The sequence below is a fragment of the Yoonia sp. genome, from assembly GCF_036770585.1.
GTDB lineage: Bacteria > Pseudomonadota > Alphaproteobacteria > Rhodobacterales > Rhodobacteraceae > Yoonia.
In genome coordinates this window covers 1-15,542 of sequence record NZ_DAIPIW010000028.1, presented here as the reverse complement: position 1 = coordinate 15,542, position 15,542 = coordinate 1, and the positions used below count along the sequence as shown (strand labels likewise).

General features: G+C 64.4%; 16 protein-coding genes. 9 read left to right on the top strand and 7 right to left on the bottom strand.

What is annotated here, in order from left to right:
• Window position 1: 1 nt before the first annotated feature.
• The 3 genes from V7N12_RS07090 to V7N12_RS07080 all read right to left on the bottom strand — a co-directional run bounded on the left by V7N12_RS07090 (window position 2) and on the right by V7N12_RS07080 (window position 3,586).
• A complete protein-coding gene (locus V7N12_RS07090) occupies window positions 2-928 on the bottom strand; it encodes an ABC transporter permease subunit (protein WP_333713668.1) in 927 nt (308 codons plus the stop codon).
• Between the two features lie 12 nt (window positions 929-940).
• Complete coding sequence (gene oppB / locus V7N12_RS07085) at window positions 941-1,864, bottom strand: oligopeptide ABC transporter permease OppB (RefSeq protein ID WP_333713667.1); 924 nt, start codon at window positions 1,862-1,864, stop codon at window positions 941-943.
• Between the two features lie 87 nt (window positions 1,865-1,951).
• Window positions 1,952-3,586: a peptide ABC transporter substrate-binding protein gene (locus V7N12_RS07080; RefSeq protein ID WP_333713666.1), complete on the bottom strand. Its 1,635-nt coding sequence runs from the start codon at window positions 3,584-3,586 to the stop codon at window positions 1,952-1,954.
• A gap of 276 nt (window positions 3,587-3,862) precedes the next feature.
• Between V7N12_RS07080 and V7N12_RS07075 the strand changes: the two genes are divergently transcribed.
• Window positions 3,863-4,435 carry a hemerythrin domain-containing protein gene (locus tag V7N12_RS07075; protein ID WP_333713665.1) on the top strand — a complete coding sequence of 191 codons (573 nt, stop codon included), beginning with the start codon at window positions 3,863-3,865 and terminating at the stop codon, window positions 4,433-4,435.
• Here V7N12_RS07075 and V7N12_RS07070 read toward each other — a convergent pair whose 3' ends face one another.
• Both V7N12_RS07070 and dapB read right to left on the bottom strand, forming a co-directional pair.
• Window positions 4,436-4,798 carry a dihydrodipicolinate reductase gene (locus tag V7N12_RS07070; protein WP_333713663.1) on the bottom strand — a complete coding sequence of 121 codons (363 nt, stop codon included), beginning with the start codon at window positions 4,796-4,798 and terminating at the stop codon, window positions 4,436-4,438.
• Window positions 4,799-4,876: 78 nt separating this feature from the next.
• A complete protein-coding gene (gene dapB / locus V7N12_RS07065) occupies window positions 4,877-5,686 on the bottom strand; it encodes a 4-hydroxy-tetrahydrodipicolinate reductase (RefSeq protein WP_333713662.1) in 810 nt (269 codons plus the stop codon).
• 99 nt (window positions 5,687-5,785) lie between these two features.
• On the opposite strand from dapB, the gene rbfA reads away from it, so the two are divergent.
• Both rbfA and V7N12_RS07055 read left to right on the top strand, forming a co-directional pair.
• Complete coding sequence (gene rbfA, locus V7N12_RS07060) at window positions 5,786-6,181, top strand: 30S ribosome-binding factor RbfA (protein ID WP_333713660.1); 396 nt, start codon at window positions 5,786-5,788, stop codon at window positions 6,179-6,181.
• The gene (locus V7N12_RS07055) at window positions 6,181-6,900 is read left to right on the top strand and encodes a phosphodiester glycosidase family protein (RefSeq protein WP_333713659.1); all 720 of its coding nucleotides are present in this window, start codon (window positions 6,181-6,183) and stop codon (window positions 6,898-6,900) included. Before rbfA ends, V7N12_RS07055 begins: the two co-directional genes overlap by 1 nt.
• On the opposite strand, the gene V7N12_RS07050 is transcribed toward V7N12_RS07055, so the two are convergent.
• Entirely contained in the window at window positions 6,897-7,313 is a 417-nt protein-coding gene (locus V7N12_RS07050) for an NUDIX hydrolase (protein WP_333713658.1), read from the bottom strand. The genes V7N12_RS07055 and V7N12_RS07050 overlap by 4 nt on opposite strands.
• A 106-nt stretch (window positions 7,314-7,419) precedes the next feature.
• On the opposite strand from V7N12_RS07050, the gene trxA reads away from it, so the two are divergent.
• Genes trxA through V7N12_RS07035 form a run of 3 tightly spaced genes read left to right on the top strand, consistent with a single transcriptional unit; the run spans window position 7,420 to window position 9,178 of the window.
• Window positions 7,420-8,334, top strand: coding sequence for a thioredoxin (gene trxA / locus V7N12_RS07045; protein WP_333713686.1), 915 nt, complete (start codon window positions 7,420-7,422; stop codon window positions 8,332-8,334).
• 26 nt (window positions 8,335-8,360) lie between these two features.
• Window positions 8,361-8,999 carry an LON peptidase substrate-binding domain-containing protein gene (locus tag V7N12_RS07040; protein ID WP_333713656.1) on the top strand — a complete coding sequence of 213 codons (639 nt, stop codon included), beginning with the start codon at window positions 8,361-8,363 and terminating at the stop codon, window positions 8,997-8,999.
• Window positions 8,996-9,178 carry a Trm112 family protein gene (locus tag V7N12_RS07035; RefSeq protein WP_333713655.1) on the top strand — a complete coding sequence of 61 codons (183 nt, stop codon included), beginning with the start codon at window positions 8,996-8,998 and terminating at the stop codon, window positions 9,176-9,178. The genes V7N12_RS07040 and V7N12_RS07035 overlap by 4 nt, the downstream gene beginning before the upstream one ends.
• A 286-nt stretch (window positions 9,179-9,464) precedes the next feature.
• Here the strand turns inward: V7N12_RS07035 and V7N12_RS07030 are convergent, their stop codons facing one another.
• The gene (locus tag V7N12_RS07030) at window positions 9,465-10,712 is read right to left on the bottom strand and encodes a UbiH/UbiF/VisC/COQ6 family ubiquinone biosynthesis hydroxylase (protein ID WP_333713654.1); all 1,248 of its coding nucleotides are present in this window, start codon (window positions 10,710-10,712) and stop codon (window positions 9,465-9,467) included.
• A gap of 45 nt (window positions 10,713-10,757) precedes the next feature.
• Between V7N12_RS07030 and V7N12_RS07025 the strand changes: the two genes are divergently transcribed.
• The 3 genes from V7N12_RS07025 to V7N12_RS07015 form a co-directional block, all read left to right on the top strand.
• Window positions 10,758-12,110 (top strand): amidase, encoded by a 1,353-nt coding sequence (locus V7N12_RS07025; RefSeq protein ID WP_333713653.1) that lies wholly within the window; start codon window positions 10,758-10,760, stop codon window positions 12,108-12,110.
• Window positions 12,111-12,221: 111 nt separating this feature from the next.
• Window positions 12,222-13,397 carry an aminotransferase class I/II-fold pyridoxal phosphate-dependent enzyme gene (locus V7N12_RS07020; protein ID WP_333713652.1) on the top strand — a complete coding sequence of 392 codons (1,176 nt, stop codon included), beginning with the start codon at window positions 12,222-12,224 and terminating at the stop codon, window positions 13,395-13,397.
• An 11-nt stretch (window positions 13,398-13,408) separates the two neighbouring features.
• On the top strand, window positions 13,409-15,542 hold a 2,134-nt coding region (locus V7N12_RS07015), incomplete at its 3' end, for a DNA translocase FtsK (protein ID WP_333713651.1).

Sequence of the window (15,542 nt, the reverse complement as noted above, 5' to 3'; positions counted from 1 at the left end):
GTCAGCGGTCCTTGGGGTCGAGCGCGTCGCGCAGGCCGTCGCCCACGAAGAAGAAGGCAAAGATGGTCACGACGAAGAAAAACAGCGGAAAGGCGATCTGCCAGTAGTAGCCGAACTGCATGGTCCGCGAGCCTTCGTTGATCAGCGCCCCCAGGGATGTGGCGGGCTCTTGCACGCCCAAGCCCAGAAAGCTGATGAAGCTTTCGAAGATGATCATGTTGGGCACCAGAAGCGTGGCATAGACGATCACGATGCCCAGAAGGTTCGGCACGATATGCCGCAGGATGATCCGCAGCGGATGCACGCCGGTGGCGATGGCGACCTCGACGAACTCCTTGTTCTTGATGGTCAGCGTCTGCCCGCGCGCGATCCGCGCCATGTCGAGCCATGAGATCAGCCCGATCCCGAGAAACAGCATGAAGATCGACCGCCCGAAGATCACCAGCATCAGGATCAGGACGAACATGAAGGGGATCGACATCAGGATATCCACGATCCGCATCATGATCCCGTCGGTCCGGCCCCCGAAGTAGCCTGCGACAGCGCCGTAAAGCGTGCCGACGATCACCGCGACCAGCGCGCCCACGATCCCCACCATCAGCGAGATGCCGGTCCCCTGCACGGTGCGCGCATAAAGGTCGCGTCCATTGCTGTCGGTGCCGAAATAATGCCCGGTCTCGATCGAAGGCACCCCCAGATAGGCATTGCTGCCAATCAGGCTGAAATCGACGAAGTCGCCCTCGTATTGTGCGATCAGCCCACCCAAGAGCGCGAACCCACCCACAAGCAGCAGCAGCACCAGCGACACCACGGCGGCCTTGTTGCGCAGGAAACGCGCGCGCGCATCGGCCCAGAGCGAGCGGCCCCGCACCTCGGCCAGTTGCATCGCATCGCCCACACCCTCGACGGCGGCTTTGTCGGGAAACATCGCGCGGCCCCCCTAGTAGCGGATCTTCGGGTCGATCCATGCGTAAAGCACGTCGACCACAAGGTTGAACAGGATCGTCAGCGCCCCCACCAGAATGGTGATGCCCATGATCACGGAATAGTCGCGGTTGAAGGCCGAATTCACGAAGAACTGCCCGATGCCGCCGGTGGAAAAGAAGACGTCGATGATGACCGATCCGGTGATCATGCCCACGAAGGCCGGCCCAAGATAGGACAGCACCGGCAGCAGCGTCGGCTTCATCGCGTGTTTCCAGATCACACGGCGCATCGGCAGGCCCTTGGCGCGGGCGGTGCGGATGAAATTGGTGTTCAGCACCTCCAGCATGGACGACCGCGTGATCCGCGCGATCGAAGCCATGTAGGATGTGGACAGCGCGATCACCGGCATGATCAGGTAGGGCCACTGCCCGCCGTTCCAGCCGCCGCCCGGCAGCCACCCCAGCCAGAGCGTGAAGACCAGCAGAAGGATCGGCGCCATCACGAAGTTGGGCAGCACCTGCGCGCCGATGGAAATCCCGACAGCCAGATAGTCGAGCCACGAGTTCTGCTTGATCGCGGCGGCGATGCCGAGGCTCATGCCCACGGTCACGGCCACCACGAAGGACCAGAAGCCATAGGTCAGCGTCACGGGAAACCCTTGGGCGATGACATCATTGACCGTGCGGTCCTTGTATTGGAACGAGGGTCCGAAATCGAATTGGGTGACGACGCCCACGACATAATTGACGATCTGCTTCCAGAACGGCTGGTCCAGCCCGTATTTCGCCTCGATATTGGCCAGCACCTCGGGCGGCAGGGGGCGTTCGGAATTGAACGGCCCGCCGGGGGCGGCATACATCAGGATGAACGACATCACGACCAAGATCAAAAGGGTCGGGATCGCCACGGCGAGACGGCGGAAAACGTAGGCCAGCATCGGTGAGGGGTCCAGTCAGTCGGTCTGAAAAGAAAACGACCGCGCCCCCTGACGATACAGGGGGACGCGGTGCATCGCACAGGCGGATTACTCGGCGATCTTGTAGAGATCTTTCGAGTACCAGTTCTGCTGGAAGTTCTCGAGCGGCCAGCCTTCGAGGTTCTCGGCGAACATCTTGACCGAGGCATAGTGATAGACCGGGATGATCGGCATCTCTTCCGAGATGATCAGTTCCACCTGATCGTAGTTGGCCTGCGGGTTGTCGGCGGTCTTGGCCTCGGCCAGCAGGGCGTCGACCGTCGCGTTCACGTATTTGCTGTCGTTATAGCCGCTGTCCGACTGCATCACGTCAAGGAAGGTCGAGGCCTCGTTATAGTCGGCGCACCAGCCGCCACGGGCGACCTGATAGTCGCCGTTGCTGCGCGCTTCGAGGAAGGTCTGCCATTCCTGATTGGCCAGCGTGGTTTCGACACCCAAGGTTTGCTTCCACATCTGGCTGACCGCCACCGCGACCGACCGGTGCGATTCAGAGGTATTGTAGACCAGTTCGATATTCAGCGGGTTGTCGGGGCCGTAGCCTGCCGCCGTCATCAGCTCGACCGCCATCGCGTTGCGCTCGGCCTGCGTCATTGCGGCGTAGGGGATCGCCGGTGTCTCGAAACCGGCGGTCGCCCAATGGGTGAAGGTATAGGCAGGGGCCTGACCACCGGCGAGCACGTTTTCCACGATGATGTCGCGGTCGATGGCAAGGCTGAGCGCGCGGCGCACATCGGCGTTCTGGATCGCCTCGGGCGCACCGTCACGCAGGTTGAACATGTAGTAGTAGGAACAGGCCAGCGGCACAGACACGGCCTGTTCGGGATATTCCGCGGCCAGACGCGGGAACTGGCCTGCGGGCACGTCCGTCCGGTCAAGCTCGCCCGCCAGATAGCGGGTCAGGGCCACGTTTTCATCGTTGATCACCAGGGATGTGACTTTCTCGATGATCGTGTTGTCGTTGTCCCAATACATCGCGTTGCGTTCCCGCACGAGCCGTTCCTGCGGCACATGCTCGGTCAGGACATAGGCGCCGTTCGACACCATGTTGCCCGGCTTGGTCCAGTCGGAACCATGGGCCTCGATGGTGGGCTGATGCACGGGGAAGGTGGTGAAATGGGTCAGCATCTGCGGGAAATAGGGCAGCGGCTGGGTCAGGCGCACCTCCAGCGTGGTATCGTCGAGGGCGGTCACCCCCAGTTCCGATGTCGGCGCGTCACCGGCGATGACGGCGCCTGCGTTCTCCAGCACCATCAGTTCGATGAACCACGCATAGGGCGAGGCCAGTTCAGGCGAGGCCGCGCGCTGCCATGCGTATGCGAAATCGGCAGCCGTCACGGGATCGCCGTTCGACCACTTGGCGTTGTCGCGCAAGGTGAAGGTATAGACCAGCCCGTCATCGCTGACGGTATGGCTGAGCGCGACACCGGGCACCAGGTCGCCTGCGGCATCCTGATTATAGAGCCCCTCGAAAAGGTCGCGCAGGATGTCGCCACCCGCACTGTCTTCGGCAAGGCCGGGGTCGATGGACGGGCTTTCGTCGGGATCGCGGTAGGTGAAGGTCTGGTCAGAGGCGAGCGTCTCGCCGGTGACGGGGTGTGTCGCGTGGCCGTCGGCATAAAGCGCGCCGGAGGTGGCGATCAGCAACGCGGATGTCGTTGCAAGCAATCTGGTTTTCAATGTCATTGGACGCTCCCTGAATATTGCATCCTTGGCGGATGCTTTCTGGCTATTGGCGCCTGTAACGCGCCGATGACATATCCTTTGACGCGATTTTGAAAATGGCAAGGACTATGAGGTCTTGACCCTGCGGCAGCTTCCCCGAACCCTGAAAATGCCGATGATCCGCAGAAGATACCCCGTTTCAGCCCCGAAAGAGCGACCCAAACCAAGCTTGCATCCGCGCGACTTTCCGCCGAAGAGCGTCGGGTGCGACTCAGCAAAGGCAAGATGACGGACAAGATGACCCCTGAACTTTCTCTCGCCAACCGCGAAGGCCTGCCCGATGCGCTACAGGTCCTGCTGCGCGACTATCCGCGCGAAAGCTGGCAAGCCGATCCCGGTTTCAACAACCTGATCGCCTTCTGGCTGGACCGTCACATGATGTTCCGCCGCCTGATGGCCGAGATGCGCAAGGGAACCGAGGCGCTGCTGGACGCCAAGATGCAGGGCAACCAGTTCGGCGGCATGGTCTCGCGCTATGGGGGCATGTTCGTGCAGCAGTTGCACGGCCACCACACCATCGAGGACCAGCACTATTTCCCGCTGCTTGCGACCAAGGACGCGCGGATCGAGAAAGGTTTCGCCATTCTCGACAAGGACCACCACGACCTTGACGCGCACCTGTCCAACTTCGTCACGCGCGCCAACGAGGTGATCGGCGTGATCGGCGACCGGACCAGGTTGCAGACCGCCGCGGGCGGGTTTCAAGCGGAACTGGCAAAGCTGGAAGTCCTGCTGGACCGGCACCTGATCGACGAGGAAGACCTGATCGTGCCGGTCATCCTGCGCTACGGCGCAGAGGGGCTGGGCTGATTACTGTAGCCGGAAGGTCGCGGAATCGCCCGCGCCCTGATCCACGGTAAAGCGCATACGGTCGTTCCCCCGCACCTCGACCAATTGGCAGTTATAGGGGATCTCATATGTGCCCCATGCCATCTCGCGGCAGAAATAGCCGTCCTGCCATGACCATGTGCCGGTGATGTCCGTGCCGACAGCCGAGCCTTCGATCGTGCCTTCTTCCTTTACCCGCAGGGTCAGGCCATAAAGGTAGATCCGCAGCTCTCTGTCGCTGACCAGCGAGACGAATTGCTCGGCATCCTTGACGGGGGCAAAGCCGTCGGCCAGCGCGGCCAAAGGCGACACGGCAAGCAGGGTGGTCAGGGCAAGGTGTTTCATCGGACAATCCACGTCTGTTGAATTGCCCTTGATACGGCGAAACCCGCGATCTGGTTCACTCACCCCTGTGTGAGCGGGCTATATCCCCAGCACATCCATCATGTCGTATTCGCCGGGCGCGCGGTCCTGCCCCCAGAGGGCTGCCTTCAGCGCGCCACGGGCGAAGATACCGCGATCGGTCGCGATATGGCGCAGGACGATCCTTTCGCCTGCGGCAGCGAAGAGGACGTCATGTTCGCCCACGATATCGCCGCCGCGAATGGCCGAAAAGCCGATGCTGCCGCGCCTGCGCGCACCGGTCATGCCGTCGCGCCCGCTGTCGCTGACCGCGTTCAAATCGACGCCGCGCCCCTTGGCCGCAGCCGCGCCCAGCATCAGCGCGGTGCCCGAGGGCGCATCGACCTTCTGGTTGTGGTGCGCCTCGATCACCTCGATGTCGAAGTCTGCGTCCAGCGCGGCGGCGACTTTCTCGGTCAGGCGGGTCAGCAGGTTGACGCCCAGCGACATGTTGCCCGCCCGCACGATCACCGCATGGCGTGCGGCGGCGGTGATGGCTTTCAGGTCGTCATCCGACAGTCCCGTGGTGCCGATCACATGGACCGCGCGCGCCTGTGCTGTAAGGCCCGCAAAGCCGACCGTCGCGGCAGGGGCGGTAAAGTCGATCACGGCTTGGGCCTTGGCAAAGGCCTCGACCGCGTCATCGGTCACGGTCAGGCCGACGGGCTGGCCGCCGATCATCGTGCCGACGTCCTGACCGACCCAGTCGTTTCCCTCACGCTCGAGCGCTGCCACCAGATGGCATTTGTCCGACCCCAGAACGGTCCTGATCAGCATCTGGCCCATGCGGCCCGATGCGCCGGTGATGACGATGCCTGGTGTCTCGGTCATGGTGCTGTCCTTTTGGTCTTTGCGCTTGTCTTAACGGGGCAGCGCCCGCGACGCAAAGCCTTGCTTGGCATTGCCGCCCGACAGGGCTACATCAGGCGCATGGCAAAGAGCGCGAACAGAGCAGGCAAGGCCCCGACGCAGCGGATGCTGCGCGTGGGCGAGATGATCCGCCGGACCTTGTCCGAGGTGTTGCAGCGTGGCGATATCCACGACGACGAACTGGCGCAGATGTCGATCACCGTGGGCGAGGTGCGGATGACGCCGGACCTGCGCATCGCGACCGCCTTCGTGCTGCCGCTTGGCGGGCAAAACAAAGAAGAGGCGCTGGCCGCCCTGCGCCGCAACACGGTGGAAATCCGCCATCAGGTCGTCAAGGGCGGCACGATGAAATTCGCCCCCGAACTGCGCTTTCAGCTTGATGGCACTTTCGACCAGATGGACGCGACCCGCGCGCTCCTGCAATCCGACCACGTGCGGCGGGACCTCGACGACTGATGCGTGCCGTCATCGCAGCCTTGCTGCTCTGGGCGGGTCAGGGCGTCGCGGCCGAGTGTCGGGATATCGCCTTTGACGGGGCCAGCTATACGATCTGCGAGGTTGACGCGACCGCCGACGACCTGCGCCTGTTCCACAAGGACCCAGCGGGCGGGATCATCGGCAGTCTGACCGCCATCGCCGACCAGCCCGGTGTGCGGTCCGTGGTCTTTGCCATGAACGCCGGCATGTATCACGCCGACCGCGCGCCGGTGGGCCACTACGTCGAAAACGGGGTCGAGACGATGCGCGTGATCCCCAACGCCGGTCCCGGCAACTTTGGCCTGCTGCCCAACGGGGTGTTCTGCATCACCGACACCTCGGCCCGGGTGATCGAGACCTTGCGCTATCTGGACGAGGCGCCCGCCTGCCGCGATGCCACGCAATCGGGGCCGATGCTGGTGATCGACGGCGCCTTGCACCCGCGCTTTCTGAAGGATGGCACCTCGCGCTATATCCGCAACGGCGTCGGCACCAGCGCCGACGGCACCCGCGCGGTTTTTGCCATTTCCAACGATCCGGTGAATTTCCACAGCTTCGGGCGGCTGTTCCGCGACGAACTGGGGCTGCCCAATGCGCTGTTCTTCGATGGCAAGGTCTCGCGGCTTTATGCCCCGGCCTTGGGGCGCAGCGATTTCGGGTTCCAACTGGGGCCGATGGTGGCGGTGGTCGCGCCCTAGATGTCCAGCAGGGCCATCACCTCTTGCAAGCGCGGGGCCTGCGTCAGCCCTTGCGTGTCTTCCGGCGTGAACCAGCGCGCATCGCTGGCATCATCTGCGGCAACCGGTTCGCCCGCGACGTAATCGCAGCGCACGACTGCCAGCAGGTAGTGATGCCGGACCGCGCCATCGGCGTCCTGCGCCATCACATCGAGGTTTGTCAGATATCGTGGCGCGCGGGCGATGACGCCGGTTTCCTCGGCCAGTTCGCGCAGGGCGGCAGCAAGCGCGGTCTCGCCCCATTCGACATGCCCGCCGGGAAAGCCCCATGTGCCCGCATTGGGCGCCTGCGCGCGTTTCACCAGCAGCACGCGGCCCTTGTGCACGACCACGGCAATCGCGCCAAGCTTGGGTCTGGGGGACAGGTCCGTCATGGCGCGACGCTAGGCGTCCGCCGGATGCAGGTAAAGCGCATTCCCCCTTGGCCTTCGGCGTGCAAGTGCACATATAAGGGCCAACAGACGCATGAAGGAGACAGACATGCTGGAACTCGGCGACACACAGACCGGAACCGCCACTGATCTGATCAAGGACGGAACCGACGCAAGCTTCATGAAAGACGTGATCGAAGCCTCGCAAGAGGTGCCGGTGATCGTCGATTTCTGGGCGCAGTGGTGCGGGCCGTGCAAGACGCTCGGGCCGAACATCGAAGCGGCGGTGACCAAGGCCAAGGGCAAGGTCAAGCTGGTCAAGATCGATGTGGATCACAATCAGGCCTATGCGGGCCAATTGCAGGTGCAGTCGATCCCGACCGTCTATGCCTTCTATCAGGGCCGCCCCGTCGACGGCTTTCAGGGGGCGCTGCCGCCCTCGCAGATCGCTGAATTCGTCAACAAGATCGCGGCCCTTGCCGGTGGCGACGGCGATGACGGTCTGGCCGAGGCGGTCGCCGCCGCCGATCAGATGCTGGCCGAGGGTGCCGCCGCCGATGCCGCCGAGACCTTCGCCGCGATCCTGCAAGAGGATCCGGTGAACGCCGCCGCCTATGCCGGGCTTGTCCGCGCCCATATCGCGCTGGGTGATCTCGATCAGGCCGAGGCGATCCTGAACGGCGCACCCGCCGAGATTTCCACCGATCCGGCGCTGGAGGCCGCGCATGCGCAGATCACGCTGGCCCGCGAGGCGGCCGATGCCGGTCCGCTCGCCGAATTGCAGGCAGCGGTCGCGGCGTCGCCGGATGATCTTCAGGCGCGGTTCGATCTGGCCAAGGCGTTGCACGCCAACGGCAAGGTGCAGGAAGCGGTCGATGAATTGCTGGAGCTTTTCCGCCGTGACCGCGACTGGAACGACGCGGCCGCCAAGACCCAGCTTTTCAAGATTTTCGACGCGCTGGAGGCCAAGGATCCAATTGTCTTGAACGGGCGGCGGAAACTGTCGTCGATGATATTTGCCTGACGCGGCGCGCGGCCTACCTCATGGTGATGATATCCAAGACTGACCTGCCGGACGTGATTCCCGTCTTTCCCCTGCCCGGCGCGCTATTGCTGCCGCGGTCGCCTTTGCCTTTGCATCTGTTCGAGCCACGGTATCTGGCGATGCTGGACGATGTTCTGAAAACCTCGAACCGGCTGATCGGCATGGTCCAGCCCTATGAGACCCCCGGCGGATCGCGCCTGCACACCATCGGCTGCGCCGGCAAGGTGACCGCCTTTTCGGAAACCGAGGATGGGCGCTACATGATCACCCTGTCCGGTGCCTCGCGGTTCCGCATCGTCGAAGAGGTCGAAGGCTTTACCCCCTACCGGCGCTGCAAGGTGAACTGGTCGGGGTTTGACGCCGATCTTGGCCCGGCCGAACATGATCCGACATTCGACCGTCCCGCCTTCATGAAGGTGCTGGGCCGGTTCCTTGCCGAAAAGGGGCTGTCGACCGATTGGGACAGCCTGGACGAGGTCGAGGATGAATTGCTGATCAACTCGCTCTCGACGCTTTGTCCCTTCGAACCCGAGGACAAGCAGGCCCTGCTCGAAGCACCCTCGTTGACGACGCGGCGCGAAACCCTGATGACCTTGATCGAATACGCCCTGCGCGGCGGCAACGGCGAAGAGATCATGCAATGACCGAGACGAAATTCGATCCCAAGATGCTCGAGGCGCTGGTCTGCCCGCTGACCCATGGCACGCTGGACTATGACGCCGAACGGCAGGAACTGGTCAGCAAGTCGGCCCATGTCGCCTTTCCGATCCGTGACGGCATCCCCGTGATGCTGATGGACGAGGCGCGCAAACTCGACGACTAGGCCGACCGCGCGGTGGCCTAAGCTGCCCGCAAGGTTTCGTCCTTAAAACCCGTATCCGGATATCCAGCCACGGGGGGCCATCAACCCCTCGGTCAAGATCAGGTTTCGCTTTCGGTCCATGACGCACCTTGAAAAAGTGCTGGACCCGCGCGAAGACTTCGGGGGGTTTACCAGCCTTCCGAAGCAAGAGACCGTTTCCGGCGGGCCCGCCACCCTTGATCTTTCATCGCTATCACGCCGCATCGCCGGGCTGCCCCAATGGGCCGCCGGGGCTTTCGTGCTGGCTTCACCCCCGCATCAGGCGCGGCAGGTCACCGGACAAGCCCGCCGCCTGACGGATGAACGCGCGCCGCAGTGCGGGGGCGGCATTGACCATCCCCATCCCGATGTCTCTGGCCGCCCGCAGCAGCGGGTTGTCGTTGGAAAACAGCCGGTTGAAGGTATCCGTGGCAATCGCAAGCGTCGTGGTATCGAAGCGCCGCCATTGCTGATAGCGGGCCAGCACCTGGGGTGCGCCGATATCCTCGCCGCGGGCGCGGGCGCTTTCCAGCACATCGGCCAATGCGGCCACATCGCGCAGACCGGCGTTCAGACCCTGTCCCGCAATCGGGTGCACGCCATGGGCCGCGTCACCGACCAGCGCCACACGGTCGGCGACAAAGCTGTTCGCCAGCGTCAGGTTCAGCGGATAGGCGAAGCGCGCGCCCACCAGACTGATCTGCCCCAGAAAACTGCCGAAAGCGGGGCGAAGTGCTGCGAGAAAGGCGTCGTCGTCCATCGCCATCAGCTCTGCCGCGCGGCTGTCGCCTTCGGACCAGACGATCGCGCTGCGGTTCCCGGTCAGCGGCAGGATCGCCAAGGGGCCCGCGGGCATGAAGAACTGATGCGCGATGCCGTTGTGGGGTTTCTCGTGTGCCACGGCGCAGACCACGCCCATCTGGCCATAGCCCCAGCCGGTGCGCTTGATCCCCGCGCGTTCCGCCGTGCCGCTGGCCCGTCCGTCCGAGCCGACCAGCAAACGCCCGCGGACCGCCCTGCCGGATGCCAGCGTTACCGTGACCCCGCCCGCCTCTGCCGCTTGCGCGACCACCGTTTCCCGGGAAAGCTGCGTGATCCGGTCGTCTGCCGCCATCGCGTCAAGGAAGGCGCGGCGCAGGTGCCGGTCCTCGACCATGTAACCCATCGGGCCTTCCTCGATCTCGGCGTGATCGAAGTGCAGCATCCAAGGGCTCGGCCCTTCGCCCGCGCGCCCGTCGGTGACCTTGATCTCCAGCATCGGCTGGGCCTTGTCCTTGACCGCATCCCAGACACCGATCCCACGCAGCAGCCGCATCGAGGCATGGGCCAGCGCATAGGACCGCCCGTCGAAGGCGGGATCAGCCCGCGTGTCGATGGGCAGCCTGTCGATGATCGTGACGGTAAACCCCGCCTGAGCGGCGGCAATGGCAAGGGCGGGGCCGTTCAGCCCGCCGCCGACGATGATGATATCCGTATCCATGACCCGCAATATGCGCCCCTGCACGGGATTGTCCATGCGCCGCTTGGCCGCTAGGTATCTGCTAAACAGCGGGAGGATCGCATGGAAGACTGGCGGTGGATGACAGCGGCGGACCTTGGCCGCGCAATCGGGGCGGGCCGGATCGATCCCGTAGCCCTGACCGAGACCTATCTTGCCGCCATCGACGCTCATGAACACCGCGACCGCATCTATGCCCGCGTGACCCATGACCGCGCCCGGGCCGAGGCAAGGGACGCCGCGGATCGCGCCAGATCGGGTCTGCGGCGCGGGCCTTTGGACGGTGTGCCGATCTCGTGGAAGGATCTCTTCGATACGGCCCACATCGGGACCGAGGCCGGGACCAAGCTGATGGAAGGCCGCGTGCCGGATGCAGACGCCGAAGTCCTGAAAACCGCGACGGCGGCGGGTCTGGTCTGTCTGGGCAAGACCCATATGTCCGAAATCGCGTTCTCGGGTCTGGGCCTCAACCCCATGACGGCCACGCCGCCTTGCGTGAACGATGCCGACGCGGTGCCCGGGGGGTCCTCCAGCGGGGCGGCGGCATCCGTCGCCTTCGGGCTGGCGGCGGCGGGGATCGGGTCGGACACGGGCGGGTCGGTGCGGATCCCTTCGGCGTGGAACGACCTTGTGGGCCTGAAAACAACCCATGGGCGGCTGTCGCTGGAGGGTGCCGTGCCGCTCTGCCTGACCTTCGACACGGTCGGCCCGCTCTGCCGGTCGGTCGAGGATGCGGCGCTGTTGCTGGCGGCGCTGGAAGGTGGCAAGCCTGCCGACCTTGCGGGCGTCTCGCTGGACGGTGTGCGGCTGATGGTGCTGGATACGATCGTGCCCGACGATGTGCGCGACACCCCGCGCGCGGCTTTCGAAGGCGCGGTTGCCCGCCTCAGGGCCGCTGGCGCGCAGATCGAACACCGCTATTTCGCGCAGCTTTTCGATGCTTTCAACGTGGCGGGCGACCTTTACGCCGCCGACAGCTATGGCTGGTGGCGTGATCTGGTCGAGGCGCATCCCGAAAAGATGTTCCCGCAGATCCTTGAACGGGTGCGCGGCGGGCAGACGGTGAAGGGGGCGGACTATTGCGCGGGCTGGAACATGCTGCGGCGCATCCGCCGTGAATACTTCGACTGGACCAGCCAGTTCGACGCCGTGATCATGCCGACCGCCGCGATCCTGCCGCCACAGGCCGCGCGGCTGCTGACCGATGATGCCTACTACAAGACCGAGAACCTGCTGGCGCTGCGCAATACCCGTGTGGCGAACCTGCTGGATGTCTGCTCGATCACGCTGCCGACGGGTGTGCCGTCCTGCGGGATCATGTTCAACGGCCAGAACGGGACCGAGGAACGGCTGCTGCGGCTGGCGGCGGCGGCGGAAGGCGTGGTGCGGGTGGCCGAAGCCGGTCAAGCGGGTTGACGCAAAAGCCACAAAATCAACCGCTTGTGCCTGATCTGCTGGACAGAGCCGCCCTTCACACGTTAGCTTGATGCAAAGCGGGGCGGAATGATCCCGTAAATTGAGGCAGTTATGAATTTTCCCGAGCGGTTTTCGGACCTTCCGGCAGCGACGTGGCCACGCTTGCGTGCCTTGCTTGACGTGCCCACCAAGGCGGCCGAAACGATCAACATGACCATCGGCGAACCGCGCCATGCCTTCCCCGCTTTCGTGGGGGATATCCTTGCGGCCAACCTCGCCGGGTTCAACAAGTATCCCGACAATGACGGCACCGTGGCGCATCTGGACGCCATCGCGGGCTTCCTTCATCGCCGCTATGGCCTGACGGTCCCGCACGAGCAGATCCTGACGCTGAACGGCACGCGCGAGGGGCTTTACAACGCGGCCATGGCGCTTTGTCCTGAAGCCAAGAACGGCAAGCCTGTCATCCTGACGCCGAACCCCTTCTATCAGGTCTATGCGGTTGCCGCCCTTTCGGTTGGGGCAGCGCCTTACTACGTCCCCGCCACCGCCGCGACAAACCATCTGCCGGACTATCACGCCGTGCCCGCCGAGATCCTGAACCGCACGGCCATCGCCTATGCCTGTTCGCCCGCCAACCCGCAGGGGGCCGTCGCGGACGAGGCCTATTGGCGCGACCTGATCACGCTGGCCGAAAAGCACGATTTCCAGATCCTCGCGGACGAGTGCTATTCCGAGATCTACCGCGACACGCCACCCACAGGCGCGCTGGAGGTGGCCACCAAGATGGGTGCCCACCCCGAACGGGTCGTGATCTTTCATTCCCTCTCGAAACGCTCGAACCTGCCGGGGTTGCGGTCGGGGTTCTGCGCGGGCGGGCCGGAATCGCTGCGGCGGATGCGCCTTTTGCGCGCCTTCGCGGGGGCGCCCTTGCCCGAACCTTTGCAGGCGGTCGCGGCGGCGGTCTGGAACGACGAGGCGCATGTGGTCGAGAACCGCGCGCTCTATCACCGCAAGTATGACATCGCCGACGACATTCTGGGCCATATCGACGGCTACCAAAGCCCGCAGGCGGGGTTCTTTCTGTGGCTGCCGGTCTCGGATGGCGAAGAGGCCGCCGTGCATCTTTGGCAGGAAACCGGCGTGCGCACCTTGCCGGGCGCTTATCTAAGCAAGGTGCAGGACGGGGAAAACCCCGGAACAGGTTACATCCGGGTCGCCATGGTGGCCCCGACACAAGACGTGCAGCGCGGACTGACCCTGATCCGCGACTGTCTGTATGGTTGAGGAACGAGAAAATGGCATCTTACCAATCCCGCAGACGCGACCCCCTTCTGGACAGCACCACGCAGGCAGCACTCGAAAAGCGCACGCGCGAGCTTTTGGGTCTGGGGCTGATCGCTCTGGGGGTGCTGGTGGCGGCGATGATCGGAAGCTACTCGCCCGATGATCCAAGCTGGATTTCCGCCACGGATGCGCCGGTGCAGAACTGGCTGGGGTATTTCGGGGCCTCGCTGGCCGCACCGATCATCATGATCGTGGGTGTCGGCGCATGGGTCCTGCCGCTGGTCCTGCTGACATGGGGTCTGCGCTTTGTGATGCATATGGGGCAGGAACGCGCGCTGGGGCGGCTTTTGGCCATTGCTTTGGCGATTGTCGTGGCGCCCTTGCATCTGGCGACGCTGACCCCCTTCGACGGCTGGGCGGCCAGTTTCGGTCTGGGTGGTCTTTTTGGCGACACGGTGCTGGGCGTCGTGCTGACGATCCTGCCGATCGGCGCCGCCTTCGGCGTCAAGGTCTTGTCGCTGCTGACGGGGATCGCCCTGCTGGCCCTTCTTGCCTTTGCGATGGGCTTCAGCCGCGAAGAGCTTCGCACCGCGGGCCGGTTCGTCTTTCTGGGGACGGTCATGCTTTATGACATGCTGATGCGCGGGCTTGGTCGGGGTGCCGTTCTTTCTGCGCAAGCCGCCAAAGGTGTCGGCAGCGCCGTGCAGGCCCGCCGCGCGCAATATGCCCAAACCCGCGCCGCCGTGACCGACGCGGACGAAACAGAGGACGACCTTGCCGCCTTCCGCGTGCCGCCGCTGATGCAGGACCGTGGCCGGACCGCCTCGGTCGTGCGCGCCAATCCGGTGATGCCGAAAGAGCCACCGCTGACCGCACCGAAACCGGCGCCCAAGATGCCCGGCCGTCCGCCGCTGGCCGCGCCCCTGCGTGCGCCCTCGCAAGGCGATGCGCCCGCAGGCGGGTTCCTTGCAAGCCTTCTGAAACGCAACGACCCGATGCCCGAGCCGGAACTGGTGACACCCGAGCCACGCTTCGACGATACCGCCATGGGCAACAACAGCGACCGCGTCAGCGCCCGCATCGCCGATGCGATCAAGAACCGCCAGCCCAGACCCTCGCCCACCGGTGTCCGCATCGAACCTGCGCTGACCGCCGGCAAGGGGCCGAAGCCGCTGATCTTCGCGGCACCCGCACAGGCCGCCGCCCCGCAGGTCGATCTGCTGGATGATGAGGATGACGGCTTTGACTACGCCGCCCCGCATATGCCGATCCCCGAGGTCAAGCCTGCGCCGGTCGAAACCGGTTTCGCCGACGCCTACGCGCAGCCCGACCTCCAGTCCCGCTCGGTCGTGCAGCATCCGCTGAAACGTGCCCCGCAACCCTCGCGGCAGGCAAGGGCCGAGGCGCAGCCTGCCCTGAAGTTCGATGATCGCTATGGCGGCTACGAAAAGCCCGCGCTCAGCCTTCTGATGAACCCCGTCGAGATCACGCGCCACCACCTTAGCGACGAGGCGCTGGAAGCCAATGCGCGGATGCTGGAAAGCGTGCTGGATGATTACGGTGTGAAGGGCGATATCGTCAGCGTCCGTCCCGGTCCCGTGGTCACGATGTATGAACTGGAACCGGCCCCGGGCCTGAAGGCGTCGCGCGTGATCGGGCTGTCGGACGATATCGCGCGGTCGATGTCGGCGCTCTCGGCGCGCGTGTCCACGGTGCCGGGCCGCTCGGTCATCGGGATCGAGCTGCCCAATGAAAACCGCGAAAAGGTCGTCCTGCGCGAGATCCTGTCGCACCGCGATTTCGGGGACGGCAACCACAAGCTGCCGCTGGCTCTGGGCAAGGATATCGGCGGCGAGCCGATCATCGCCAACCTCGCCAAGATGCCCCACCTGCTGATCGCGGGGACCACGGGGTCGGGCAAGTCGGTGGCGATCAACACGATGATCCTGTCGCTGCTCTACAAGCTGTCGCCCGAAGAATGCCGGATGATCATGATCGACCCCAAGATGCTGGAACTCAGCGTCTATGACGGCATCCCGCATCTTCTGTCGCCGGTTGTGACCGATCCCAAGAAGGCGGTTGTCGCCCTCAAATGGGTCGTGGGCGAGATGGAGGAACGCTATCGCAAGATGTCCAAGATGGGTG